The 12979-nt window shown below is 67.0% G+C and carries 12 protein-coding genes; 7 read left to right on the top strand and 5 right to left on the bottom strand.

What is annotated here, in order from left to right; genetic code table 11:
• The 3 genes from AB1346_12095 to AB1346_12105 all read right to left on the bottom strand — a co-directional run.
• On the bottom strand, positions 1-214 hold a 214-nt coding region (locus AB1346_12095; GenBank protein MEW6721183.1), incomplete at its 3' end, for a hypothetical protein.
• Between the two features lies 1 nt (position 215).
• Positions 216-1061: a rod shape-determining protein MreC gene (gene mreC, locus AB1346_12100; protein ID MEW6721184.1), complete on the bottom strand. Its 846-nt coding sequence runs from the start codon at positions 1059-1061 to the stop codon at positions 216-218.
• A 39-nt stretch (positions 1062-1100) separates the two neighbouring features.
• Positions 1101-2132 (bottom strand): rod shape-determining protein, encoded by a 1032-nt coding sequence (locus AB1346_12105; protein MEW6721185.1) that lies wholly within the window; start codon positions 2130-2132, stop codon positions 1101-1103.
• Between the two features lie 112 nt (positions 2133-2244).
• Between AB1346_12105 and AB1346_12110 the strand changes: the two genes are divergently transcribed.
• Positions 2245-4077 carry a SurA N-terminal domain-containing protein gene (locus AB1346_12110; GenBank protein MEW6721186.1) on the top strand — a complete coding sequence of 611 codons (1833 nt, stop codon included), beginning with the start codon at positions 2245-2247 and terminating at the stop codon, positions 4075-4077.
• Positions 4049-5125, top strand: coding sequence for a thermonuclease family protein (locus AB1346_12115; GenBank protein ID MEW6721187.1), 1077 nt, complete (start codon positions 4049-4051; stop codon positions 5123-5125). Before AB1346_12110 ends, AB1346_12115 begins: the two co-directional genes overlap by 29 nt.
• Positions 5126-5214: 89 nt before the next feature.
• On the opposite strand, the gene AB1346_12120 is transcribed toward AB1346_12115, so the two are convergent.
• Positions 5215-5541, bottom strand: coding sequence for an integrase core domain-containing protein (locus AB1346_12120; protein ID MEW6721188.1), 327 nt, complete (start codon positions 5539-5541; stop codon positions 5215-5217).
• Positions 5542-5794: 253 nt separating this feature from the next.
• On the bottom strand, positions 5795-8197 hold the full coding sequence (locus tag AB1346_12125) for a sodium-translocating pyrophosphatase (GenBank protein MEW6721189.1): 2403 nt from the start codon (positions 8195-8197) through the stop codon (positions 5795-5797).
• A 182-nt stretch (positions 8198-8379) separates the two neighbouring features.
• Between AB1346_12125 and dusB the strand changes: the two genes are divergently transcribed.
• The 5 genes from dusB to AB1346_12150 all read left to right on the top strand — a co-directional run.
• Positions 8380-9324 carry a tRNA dihydrouridine synthase DusB gene (gene dusB, locus AB1346_12130; protein ID MEW6721190.1) on the top strand — a complete coding sequence of 315 codons (945 nt, stop codon included), beginning with the start codon at positions 8380-8382 and terminating at the stop codon, positions 9322-9324.
• Positions 9321-10436 (top strand): ATP-binding protein, encoded by a 1116-nt coding sequence (locus tag AB1346_12135; protein MEW6721191.1) that lies wholly within the window; start codon positions 9321-9323, stop codon positions 10434-10436. Before dusB ends, AB1346_12135 begins: the two co-directional genes overlap by 4 nt.
• Positions 10433-11881: a sigma-54 dependent transcriptional regulator gene (locus tag AB1346_12140; protein ID MEW6721192.1), complete on the top strand. Its 1449-nt coding sequence runs from the start codon at positions 10433-10435 to the stop codon at positions 11879-11881. The genes AB1346_12135 and AB1346_12140 overlap by 4 nt, the downstream gene beginning before the upstream one ends.
• On the top strand, positions 11878-12669 hold the full coding sequence (locus tag AB1346_12145) for a PfkB family carbohydrate kinase (GenBank protein ID MEW6721193.1): 792 nt from the start codon (positions 11878-11880) through the stop codon (positions 12667-12669). The genes AB1346_12140 and AB1346_12145 overlap by 4 nt, the downstream gene beginning before the upstream one ends.
• Positions 12666-12979 (top strand): patatin-like phospholipase family protein (locus AB1346_12150; protein ID MEW6721194.1); only part of this gene is annotated, 314 nt, incomplete at its 3' end. The genes AB1346_12145 and AB1346_12150, both read left to right, overlap by 4 nt.

The following is a 12979-nucleotide window of genomic DNA, read 5'->3' on the forward strand; positions in this document are numbered from 1 at the left end:
ACCAGGAGGGAGCGGAGGTCGTGATCTCCCGGATCAGCGCCGGGGGAAGGGCGCAGAGGAACCCCGTCACCCCCGGCACGAACAGCCCCGCGAAGACGATCGACAGGAACGGAAAATCGGGGAGGAGAAACCAGGGGACGAACCCCGAGAGCCACCAGACGCAGACGGCCGCGCCGAGGTAGGAAAGCGAAAGGAGCGCGAGGAAGTACCTCAAATCACGGTTTCCCCTGCCGGAAAGGTATCGTCGGGCGCGAGAGGATCACGAGCACCTCCTCCACGTCCTGGAAGTTCACGGCGCATTGGACCTTCACCTTCTGGAACAGGCTCTCCTTCGGACGGTCCACGCTGGCCACCGTCCCGAGGAGCATGCCCTTGGGCATGGCCCCGTCGAATCCGGAGAAGACGATGCGGTCGCCCACCGCCACGTCGTGGACCGGAGACACGTACTTGAGGTTGCAGAAGTTCCCGCCGATCCCCTCGGCCACCGCGCGCACCCGGTTCCTCTCCACCATCACGTCGGCGGCGAACCTGCCGTCGGTGACCAGGAGCACCTCCGACATCCCGGGACGCGACATGTGGATCCTCCCCACGGCCCCCCGGGGGGTGACGACCGACATCCCCCGCTCGATCCCCGCCTCCGAACCGGAGCCGAGAAAGATCGCCTGGAACCAGGGAGTGACGTCGTGGCCCACCACGCGGGCGCCGACGGTCCGCTGCTCCAGCGAGCCGGAATAATGCAGCAGTTCCTTGAGGCGCCGGTTTTCGAGCTGCGCGTCCCTCGTCGCGTGGAGCTTCTCCTGGAGCTCGGCCACTTCCTTCCGCAGCCGGTCGTTCTCCCTGGAAATCCCCACGAGGGCGACGTAATGGTCCCAGACGCCGAAGATGCCCTGCCGCAGGTAATCCACGCCGAGGAAGAGGGGGCGGAAAAGGGCGGTCCCGACGGTGCGGGCGCTCTCCGCCTTCTCGAGCGCCGCCGACGGGCGCACGAACAGCTGGATCGCCGAGGCGAGAAGCGCCAGGGTGACCAGGAGGCGCCACCATTTCCGGAAGAATGATCCCATAGACACCGTGGCGGCCGACCGCCCGCCGCGTTCCCGTTCCTAGTGCAGGGCCACCTGACGAAGGAGGTCGAGTTCGTCCAACGCCTTGCCGGACCCGAGCACGACGCAGGAGAGCGGGTCCTCCGCGACCGAGACGGGAAGCCCCGTCTCCTCCCGCAGCAGGTCGTCCAGGTTCCGCAACAGGGCGCCGCCGCCGGCGAGCACGATCCCCCGGTCGTAGATGTCCCCCGCGAGCTCCGGCGGGGTTTCCTCGAAAACGGCCTTGACGGCGTCCACGATGATGCGCACCGGCTCGGAGAGCGCTTCCCGGATCTCGTCCGAATGAAGGGTCAGCGCCTTCGGGACGCCGGAGACCATGTCGAGCCCCTTTACCTCCGTGGATTCCTGGAACCCCGGAAACGCGTTGCCGATGGCCACCTTGATGAATTCCGCGGTGGGCTCCCCGATCAGGAGGTTGTATTTCCGCTTCACATACTGGAGGATCGCCTCGTCCATCTTGTCGCCCGCCACCCGCACCGACATGCTCTTGACGATCCCGCCGAGGGAAATCACGGCGACCTCGGTCGTGCCCCCGCCGATGTCGACGATCATGTTGCCGGACGGCTCCGTGATGGGAAGCCCCGCGCCGATGGCGGCCGCGAGCGGCTCCTCGATGAGGTACACTTCCCGGGCTCCGGCGCTCTGGGCGGATTCCCGCACGGCCCGGCGCTCCACCTCGGTGCACCCGTAGGGAACGCAGATGATGATCCGCGGGCGGACCAGCGTGCGCGCCTTGTGCGCCTTGCGGATGAAGTACCGCAGCATCGCCTCCGTGACCTCGAAGTCGGCGATGACGCCGTCCTTGATGGGGCGGATGGCGACGATGTTCCCCGGAGTCCTGCCGATCATCCGCTTCGCCTCGATCCCGACGGCGAGGACTTTCTTCGTCCCGCGGCTGTCCCGGTGGACGGCCACCGCGGAGGGCTCGGAGCAGATGATCCCTTCCCCTTTCACGTATACCAGCGTCGTGGCGGTGCCCAGATCGATGGCGAGGTCGTGGGAGAACAGACCGAGCAGCCGATTGAAGATCATTCCTCGTTCCTCCGTTTGGTTCCCGTTATCGTAGCAGTCCACTTGACCCAATGCAATGCGCAGGGGGAGAATACGGAAATACCTTCGACACCGACAGGAGAACCCTCACGCCATGCTCGACGTGCTTCGCCGGAACGCCCGCTCCTGGGCAATAAAGCTCATCCTCGGCTTCATAGCGCTGACCTTCATCTGGTGGGGCGTCGGGTCGTACGACGCGGAGAACCGGGACGTCGCCGCCACCGTAGGCGAAGAGCGGGTGACCTTCGCCGAGATGGCGGAAACGGCCTCCACCCTCGAGAAGGCCTACCGGGATGCGCTCGGCTCCGCCTTCACGCCGGAGATGGCGCGGGACGTGAGGCAGCAGGCGATCGACCTGCTGGTCCGCCGCAGGATCATGATGGCGGAAGCGGCCGCATTGGGGATCTCCGCCACGGACGACGAGGTGCAGCGGGAGATCGCCGCCACGCCCGCGTTCCAGGCGAACGGGCAGTTCCGGGAGGACCGGTACCGCCAGGTGCTCGCGGCCAGCCGCCTCACTCCCGGCGCGTACGAGGCGTCGACCCGCTCCGCGATCACCTTGAGAAAGCTGGAAGGTCTTCTCGCCGCGGGCGTCCTCATACCCGAGACGGAGGCGAAGGAGCTGTTCCTGCTCACCACGCGGGAGATCCGGGTCCTGGTCGCGACGGCGGACCCGGAAAAGCTGAAGAACGTCGCTCCCCCGTCGGACGGCGAGATCGCCGCGAAGTACGAGCAGTCCAGGGAAAGCTTCCGGATCCCCGCGCGGGTGAAGCTGGCCGTCGCGGCGTTCACCCCCGACCGGTTCGCCGGCGACGTCCGTCCGACCGAGGAGGAGGTGAAGGCGTACTACGAGGATAACGCGGACCGGTTCCGGACCGAGGAGAGCCGGCTGGTCTCGAAGATCGTCTTTCCGTATGTCGGGAAGAACAAGGAAGAGGTCGCCGGGAAGGCCGCCGGATCCCTGGCCGAGGCGATGAAGGACAAGAGGCGGTTCGGCGCGGAGACGTGGGTCACGCGGAAGGACGCGGGGCCCGGGCTCTCGGAAGCCGTTTTCGGCGCGCCGGTCGACACGGTGATCGGCCCGGTGGATGTCGGGACGGCCTTCGTCATCGCGCGGGTCAACCGGATCCGCTTCCCCGAAACGCTGCCGCTGTCCGAGGTGCGCGGGCGCGTCGTCGAGGAGATCTCCCGGGAGAAGGGAAAAGACCTCGCCACCGTCAAGGCATACGAAGCGCACCCGAAAGCGGCGGCAGCCGGGGACGTCGTCAAGACGGCTTCCGCTTACGGCGTGAAAGCGGTGGAAACCGGCTGGATCGGCGCGGAAGGGGCAGCCGGAATCCCCTCCGCCGTCGCGCAGGACGCCCTCCTGCTCGCCGCCGGGGAGGTAGCCCCGGTCAAGACCATCGGCGATACGCATTTCCTCTACCAGGTGGCGGCCAAGGAGGATTCCCGCATACCGCCGCTCCAGGAAGTCCGCGCCCGGGTCGCGGCCGCGGCCGCCCGGGAGAAACGGGTCGCGGCGGCGCGCGCCGCGCTCCTGCAGGCGCTTTCCGCCTCCAAGACCGCTGCGGAGTTCGAAGCGAACGCGAAGAAGGCCGGGATTCCGGTCGCCCCGACCGGCTGGTTCGCGCCGCTCGCCGACACGATCCCCGGCGGGATGGCTCAGGAGGGGGACGTCCGGAAAGACCTTTCCATCCTCTCCAATAAAGCGCCGGTGTCCTCGAAAATCTACCCGGGTCCGGAGGGGCGGTCGCTCGGCGTGGCGTTCCTTGAGGAGCGCATCGCCGGGGCTGCGGAATGGGCCGAAAGGAAGGACGAGTTCCTCCAGGGGATGCGTCGGCAGGGGGAAACCACGTTGAGGGACCAGTTCCTCGCGGACCGGCGGAAGGAACTGAAGGTTGAGATCAACCCGGAAGCGCTCAAGTAGGCTCCCGCTCCTCGCCGCGCTCTTTTTTCTGCCCGCGCTTTTCGTCCCCGGCGCGCGCGCGGCGGCGGAAACCGCCGTCGTCGAAGAAGTGATAGACGGCGACACGCTCCGCGTCGTCTCCGGAGGCTCTCCGGCTACCGTCCGCCTCATCGGCATCGACGCTCCCGAGCGAGCCCACCCGTTCGTCGGGAAGGAGTACTTCGGCGACGAGTCGGCAGCTTACCTTTCCTCCCTCTGCCTCGGAAAGACCGTCCGGATGGAAAAAGGGGCGGAGGAGAGCGACCGGTACGACCGGCGCCTCCGGTACGTGTTCCTCCCCCCGCCGGACGGCCGCCTCCTGAACCTCGAGATGCTGCGCGCAGGAATGGCCCGCGCATATACCAGGTTCCCGTTCTCCCGCCGGGACGAGTTCACGGCGGCGGAATCCCGGGCGCGCCGGGACGGGGAAGGGATATGGAAGGACGCGGGGACGGCGAAGCTGCGCTGGCTGCTCTCGGGGAGCGCGCCCCGCGCGGAGGTGTATCCCGCGGGGGGAAGCTCCTACGCCGTCGTTCACCGCGGCTGGGCCCTCGACGAAACGCCGCGCGGGGAGCTGGCGAAGGAGATCGAGTGGGTCCTCAAGGCCCGGGCGGAGCTGTCGGACGCGGAGTTCGCCCGGAAAGCCCGCGAGCGGGGATACCGACCCGTCGATCCGGCGTCGGACGCGCTTTCCGGCCGCACGGAGCGCCTCCCGCAGGAGTCCGAGGCCGTTCCCGCCTCCGCCGTTTCGTGGGAGGACGCGCGCCGGCACATCGACGAGCGGATCGTCGTCGAAGGGACGATCGTCCGGACGCACCGGACCGGGAGCGTCCTTTACCTCAACTTCCATACGAACTGGAAGCGGTACCTGACGGTCGTCATCCCGGCGAAGGACCTTCCCCTTTTCCCGCAGGACCCGGAGGCCGCTTTCAAAGGAAAGAAGGTCCGGGCGCGCGGCGAGGTGACGCTCCGTAAGAACCTGCTGGAAATGGTCGTGCGGGACCCGGCAAACATCACAATCGTGCCGTAGCCGGCGGGGGACACACATCCCCTTTGCCGGTAATCGATGCCAACTACTTTATGGGCTATGGGGGGGTGTAAAACCTGTGGCCTCAAAGACTACAAGCCCAAGGAGAACAGTCCCACCACGGGAGATTGGCTCCCCATCCGAGCGTATTTTCGTTCGTGCTCCTCGGGCGGAACATACCTGATCGCAGAATACAGCCGACGGCGGCTGTACACCTCCTCCAGGAAGTGCGGCAGCCGCTCCGATGCGTCCCCCATCGTCTTGTACTCGACGGCGTTAATCTCTTCCTGCTTCAGCGTCTTGAAGAAACTCTCCGCATAGACGTAGTCGCAGGGATTGCCCTTGCACGACCTGGCATCCAGCACCACCGAGACAAACGCAAACTCCCTTTGCAGGCAATTGCAGGCGATATCAGCCACCAGCGCTGGTCCTGGACGGTCCACCAGGCGGGGATCACTCCATTGAAACTACAAGGGCCTCGAAAACACCTTTTTCCTTGGGCTTGTAGTCTTTGAGACCACAGGTTTTACACCCCCCCATAGCCCATAAAGAAGTTGGCATCGATTACCGGCAAAAGGGCCCCCTTTCGGGGGCCCCAGTGGGGATCAGAGGGGGACATACTTCGCTTCAAACGCGGGATGAAGGGGAAGTGTGTCCCCCGCCAGGGTGTTATTACTCGCTCTTGATCCGCATCCCGTAGAACGACCGGTAGACGAAGACCGTGGAGGCGAGGAAGAAGACCGCCGCCAGGAAGTGGCTCAAGGCCGGATTCAGCGTGATCGCCAATTCGACCGCCAGCAGGCCGAACAGCGTCGTGAACTTGATGATAGGGTTCATGGCGACCGACGAGGTGTCCTTGAACGGATCGCCCACGGTGTCGCCGACCACGGTGGCGTCGTGGAGCGCGGTCCCCTTCATGTTCAATTCGGTCTCGACGATCTTCTTCGCGTTGTCCCAGGCGCCGCCGGCGTTCGCCATGAAGATCGCCTGGTAGAGGCCGAAGATCGCGATCGAGATCAGGTACCCGATGAAATAGTAGTGGTTCAGGCAGGCGAACGCCAGGGTGCTGAAGAAGACGCCGAGGAAGATGTTGAACATCCCCTTCTGCGCGTACTTGGTGCAGATCTCGACGACCTTCTTGCTGTCGGCGACCGACGCTTTCTCTCCCCCGCCTTCGAGCTTGATGTTCTGCTTGATGAACTCCACCGCCCGGTAGGCGCCGGTGGACACCGCCTGGGTGGACGCGCCCGTGAACCAGTAGATCACCGCGCCGCCGGTGATCAGCCCCAGGAGGAAGAGCGGGTTCATGATGGAGAGCCCCTGGTCGATCCCGCCCGGCCCCGTCGTGCCGTACTGCGCGGCGAGGAGCTGGATGATCGAGAAGATGAGGGTCGTGGCGCCGACCACCGCCGTGCCGATGAGCACCGGCTTGGCGGTCGCCTTGAAGGTGTTCCCCGCCCCGTCGTTCTCTTCGAGGTACACCTTGGCGTTTTCGAAGTCCGCCTCGAACCCGAACTCCTTCTTGATGTCCTGCTTGATGTCGGGGAGCGTCTCGATGGTGGAGAGCTCGTACACGGACTGGGCGTTGTCGGTCACCGGGCCGTAGGAGTCGACGGCGATCGTGACCGGTCCCATCCCGAGGAAGCCGAAGGCGATCAGCCCGAAGGCGAAGATCGCCGGCGCCGCCATGATGTCGCCCAGCCCCATCGTGGAGACGATGTATCCGCCCGCCATCAGGATGATGATCGCCATCCCCATCCAGTACGCGCTGAAGTTGCCCGCCACGAGACCGGAGAGGATGTTCAGGGACGGCCCCCCCTCGCGGGAGGCGGTGACCACTTCCTTCACATGGAGCGAGTTCACGGAGGTGAAGATCTTGACCAGCTCGGGAATGATCGCGCCGGCCAGCGTGCCGCAGGTGATGATCGTGGAGAGCTTCCACCAGAGCGACCCGTCGCCCAGCGCCGGGATCAGCAGGTACGACAGGAGGTACGTCATCAGGATGGAGACGATGGAGGTCAGCCACACGAGGGAAGTGAGCGGGTGCTCGAAGTTGAACCTGGCCGATTCGCCGTACTTCCCCTTGTTGTAGACGCCGTTGAGCCAGTAGGAAAAGCCGCTGGTGACGATCATCCCGATGCGCATGACGAAGATCCACACCAGGAGCTGGACCTGGAACGATGTTTTGATGGCGGGCTCGAGCTGCTGCCCCACAGCCAGGAGGATGAACGTGATGAGCGCCACGCCGGTGACGCCGTACGTCTCGAAGCCGTCCGCCGTCGGGCCGACCGAGTCTCCCGCGTTGTCGCCCGTGCAGTCGGCGATGACGCCGGGGTTGCGCGCGTCGTCTTCCTTGATCTTGAAGACGATCTTCATCAGGTCGGAGCCGATGTCGGCGATCTTCGTGAAGATGCCGCCCGCGATCCGGAGCGCCGCCGCGCCCAGCGACTCGCCGATCGCGAAGCCGATGAAGCAGGGGCCGGCCAGCTCGCCGGGGATGAAGACGAGGATGATGAGCATCAGGACCAGTTCCACGGCGATCAGGAGCATCCCGATGCTCATGCCGGCTTTCAGGGGAATCGCCATGGTCGGGTACGGCTTGCCCATGAGCCCGGCGAAGGCCGTCCGCGAGTTGGCGTAGGTGTTCATCCGGATCCCGAACCAGGCAACGGAGTAGCTGCCGAGGATGCCGACGATGCTGAAGAGGACGATAATGACGACCTTGTAGGCTTCCATCGTGCGGCTGAAGTACCAGACCATGATCACAGCGATGAAGGCCCACAGGATGGCGAGGAACTTCCCCTGCTGGATCAGGTAGGTCTTGCAGGTCTCGTAGATCAGCTCGGAGATGTCGAGCATCGACTTGTGGACGGGGAGGTTCCGGATCTGGGAGAACTGGACGAGGCTGAAGGCGATCCCGAGGAGGCAGATCACGAGCCCCCACGTCAGGATCGCGGACCCCGTCATCCCGAGGAAGGACCCCTGGGCCAGGTCGGGGACCACGAGCTCCGCCTCGCTCGCGCCGGCACTGTTCGCCAGCATGAGCAAAACAAACGCCGTTACGCCGGGGAGCATTTTCCGCAGGAATGCGGCGCACCGTGAGAAAACCGTGTCAGTCATAACCCCTCCGTTCCTTTATTACGGGATGTCGCTTGGCGGGACAACCTCGGAATGTGCGGACTTCCGCGAAACGGCAAATAAATACCACGCATCGCCCTCCGGGTCAAGGGAAACCCGCCGCATGGTATAGTAAGGCCATGGATTTCCGGGGGAAACTGATCCTCGCCCCCCTCGCGGGGGTGTCGGACGCGATCTTCCGCAGGCTGTGCCGGGAAAACGGGGCGGACATCGTCGTGACCGAGATGGTGTCGGCGAAGGGGCTGCTGTGCGACCCCCGCCGGTCGGGAAGCTACCTCGAGTTCGACGAGGCGGAGCGGCCCGTTGGCGCCCAGCTCTTCGGCCACGATCCCGGAGAGATCGGGGAGGCGGCCGCCGAGGTGGCGCGCCGGGGATTCGATTTCATGGACATCAACATGGGCTGCCCCGTCCGGAAGGTGACCGGCGGCGGGTCCGGCTCCGCGATCCTTGCGAATCCCCGCCTCGCGGGCGAAATCGCCCGGGCGGCGATCCGGGGCTCCGGGCTACCGGTGACGGCGAAGATCCGGTCGGGATTCGGCGCGGGGGATGTTTCGTACCTCGATGTGTCCCGGGAGCTCTTCGAGGCCGGCGTCGCCGCCGTCACGCTGCACCCCCGCCACCGGGGGCAGATGTTCTCCGGTACGGCGGACTGGGGACACATCGCCGCCCTGAAGAAAGCGTTCCCGGACCGGGTCGTCATCGGGAACGGGGACGTGCGCCTGCCCGGGGACGCGGCGCGGATGATGGCGGAGACGGGGTGCGACAGCGTGATGGTCGGCCGGGCCGCCATGGGAAATCCCTGGATTTTCGCCGCACTGAAAGAAACGATCGGGGCGCCGCCCCCCCCGGGAGCCGCCTCCCCCTCGCCCGATGAGCGGCGCGCCCTTATCCTGCGCCACGGCCGGGAGATGTACGACCGGTCGGGGACGCGCGGGATCGTGGAGATGCGCAAGCACCTCGCCTGGTACAGCCGGGGGATCCCCGGGGCCGCCGCGTTCCGCGCGGAGCTGTCGCGGATCGCCGACCCGGACTCCTTCCGGGCGGCCGTGGAGCGCGTCTTTTGAACGATCTCCACCGCAGGACGCTCGAATCGATCAACCTCGGGATCGTCGTGTTCGACGCCGCCGGGAAGCTGGCGTACCTCAACCCGGCCGCCGAGGAGCTACTGCAGGGCTCCTTCCAGTCGCTGCGGGGCAGGCATTACCGGACCGTCTTCCGGGGAAGCCCGGAGGCGGTGCGGATCCTCAGGAAGACCTTCGAGGAGCATGCCCCGGTCACGGCGTTCGACGTCGCGATCCGGACGGGCGGGAGCGCGTCGAGAGGAGGGCGCGCATCGGTCCTTCCGGCGATGCTGGGAGCCTCCCCCCTGACCGGCGCGGGGGGAGAGCCGCAGGGCGCGATCCTTTCCGTCAAGTCGTCCGAGATCCTCTCCCTGGTGGACCGGGAAGCCCACGCGGCGATGAGCGCCGAGGGGATGCAGACGCTGGCGTACGGCATCGCGCACGAGATCAAGAACCCGCTGGGCGGGATCCTCGGGGCCGCCCAGTGGATCCTCCGCGGCGAAGGGGCGGAAGAGGAGCGCCTCGAAGGCGTCCGCCTGGTGTTGAGGGAGGCGCGCAGGATCAACGAGCTCGTGGAGAAGATGCTTGAGATGGGAAGGAAGCCGCCTCCCCCCCGTCCGTTCGACCTCGCCCCCCTGCTGAACGACGCGCAGGAGCTCCTCCTGTCGGAGGCGCGGGCCCAGGGGAAGGCCGTGCAGTTCGAGCTGCGGACGGACCCGAGCCTCCCCCCGGTCTCCGGGCACCCCGACACCGTCTACCGGGCTCTGCTCAACGTCCTGAAGAACGCCGTGGAGGCGATCGGGAAAGAAGGGACGGTGCGCGTCGAGGCGCGGCTCAACGTCAATTACCGGTTCGCCATGGGGCGGGGGCGGAAGCGCTCCTTCCTCGAGATCGACATCTCCGACAGCGGCGCGGGAATGACCGGCGAGGAGCTCCAGAAGGCGGCCCTCCCCTTCTACACCACGAAGCCGCACGGGACGGGGCTGGGGCTGGCGATGGCGCGGCAGGCGGTGACGCGGCACGGCGGGAAGCTCGAAATAATGTCGGCTCCCGGCGAGGGAACCACGGTTAGAATATCCCTGCCGGTCGACCCGGGCAAAAAGGAAGCGCGGTGAAAAGGGTCCTGATCGCCGACGACGACGAAAGCATCCGCTGGGTCCTGAAGAAGACCGTCACGGGGATGGGATTCGCGGCGGACCTCGCCGAGGACGGGGAGAAGGCGCTCGCCCTCCTCGGGAGGAACAGCTACGCCGCCGCCTTCATCGACGTCCGGATGCCCGGCGTGGAGGGGATCGAGGTCCTGGAGCGCGTCCAGGCGCGCAAGTCGCCGACCCGCTTCTTCATCGTCACCGCGGTGCACCGCCCCGACCTCGCCGCCCGGTCGACGCGCGCGGGCGCCGCGGAATTCATCACCAAGCCGTTCGAGCTGTCGCACATCGAGGACCTCCTGCGGGACCTGGCCCGGGAAGCCGCTTCCGGCGAGCGGCCGTTCCGCATGGAGGAGCGGGAGGACCGCGCCTCCTACCGGCTCGTGGGGAAGAGCCGCGCGATCATCGACGTGTTCAAGGACATCGGGAAGATCGCAGACTCGAACGCCACGGTCCTGATCCTCGGAGAGCGGGGAGTCGGCAAGGAGCTGATCGCCCGCTGCATCCACGACCTCGGGGAGCGCAACGGCCCCTTCGTGGCCGTGAACACGACGGCGATCCCCCGCGAGCTGCAGGAGGCGGAGCTGTTCGGGCACGAAAAGGGGGCGTTCACCGGGGCGGACATGCGGAGGGAGGGGAAGCTCGCCGCCGCGGGGGAGGGCACCCTCTTCCTGGACGAGGTCGGCGACATGCCGCTCGACCTGCAGGCGAAGCTGCTGCGCGTCCTGCAGGAGCGGGAATTCACCCCCGTCGGATCGAACGCGCCTCAGGGGTTCCGCGGCCGTATCCTCGCCGCGACGAACCGGGAGCTGCGCCGGATGGCGGCCGACGGGAAGTTCCGGATGGATCTCCTCGACCGGCTCAACGTCTTTACGATCCGCGTCCCCACCCTCGCCGAGCGGAAGGAGGACATCCCGCTGCTGGCGGACTACTTCCTGCGGAAGTACTGCGCCCTGCTGTCCCGCCCGACGCGCTCATTCTCGAAGGAAGCGCTCGAGGCGCTCTCGGCGCGCCCGTGGAAGGGGAACGTCCGGGAGCTCGAGAACTTCGTCCAGCGGCTCGCGGTCCTCTCCTCCGGCAAGCTGCTGCGCCGCGACGAGGTGACGCGCGAGATGGCGAAGGAGGACGGCTCCCCGGACCCGTCCTCCGCCCCGATGGAGCAGCTCATCGAGGACCGGGTCCGCGAGTTCGTGGGGCGCCTGGGGCCCGCCATCGATTCCGAGACGGGGCTGCACGCGCTGTTCCTGCGGCAGGTCGAGCGCCCGCTCCTGAAGGTCGTCCTCGAGGCCGCGGGGGGTAACCAGCTCCGGGCGGCCGGGATCTTAGGGATCAACCGGAACACGCTGCGGAAGAAGATCGGCGAGCTGTCTCTCGCCCCGAAAACGCGCAAGGCGAAAGGGAGGCAGGCATGAAGAAACGGACCGGGGTCCCGGTGATCCTCGCATTCGGGGGGCTCGATCCGACAGGAGGCGCCGGGATCCTGATGGACGCCCGCGCGGCGTGCGCCGCGGGGGCGCACGCGTGCGCGATGGCTTCCTGCTTCACGGTGCAGACGACGAAGACATTCGCCCGGTTCGCGCCGATCCCGCGGGATATCCTCGACGATTCGCTGGAGGCCGCGGCGAAGTCGTTCCCGCTCGGCGCGGTGAAGGTCGGCATGGTGGGGACGCGCGCGGCCGCGGAGGCGATCTTCTCCTTCGCCGCCGCCCGCCGGGAAATCCCCCTGGTCGTCGATCCCGTGCTGCGCTCCTCTTCCGGATATCCCCTCCTCGTGAAATCCGCCCTTCCGGCGTACCGGAACCTGCTGCGCGCCGCCGCCGTGCTGACCCCCAACCTCATGGAAGCGGAAAAGCTGGCCGACCGGAAGATCTCCTCCTTCCCGGAGGCGGTCGAAGCGGCGAAGGCGCTGGCCGACGCCACCGGAGCCGCCGTGGTCCTCAAGGGCGGCCACTTCCCGTGGAAGGGGCGGCAGGGAATCGACATCGTCGTCTCGGGCGGGGAGGTCACGCTGCTCCCGCCGGTGGGAACGCGCCGGGGCGATCCCCACGGCACCGGATGCGCGCTCGCCTCCGCCATCGCCGCGCGGATCGCCGCGGGGGATGCCGTAGTGCCCGCGGTCGCGGCGGCGAAGAAGGTGCTGTCGAAACTCGTCGATGGCGGCTTCCAGTCCGCGGAAGGCCGCCCCACGCTGTTCCCGTGATCGGGCCGATCCGGACGCAATCCGTCCTCCCGCCGGAGCCGAGGGTCGGGCTCGCCCTGGGGGCGGGGACCGCCCGCGGGTTCGCGCACGTCGGCGTGCTCAAGGTCATCGAGGCGACCGGCATCCCGATCCACCTGATCGTCGGCACGAGCGTGGGCGCCCTGGTCGGTGTCCTCTATGCCTACGGGACACCGGCCTACGAGATCCAGAAGCTGGCCATGTCTCTCGAGCGGGCGGACGTCGTGGACCTCGCCGTGCCCGACAACGGGTTCGTGAAGGGAGAGAAGCTCGAGGCCTACGTGAACCGGAT

This window comes from Thermodesulfobacteriota bacterium (assembly GCA_040758155.1).
Classification (GTDB): domain Bacteria; phylum Desulfobacterota; class Deferrimicrobia; order Deferrimicrobiales; family Deferrimicrobiaceae; genus UBA2219.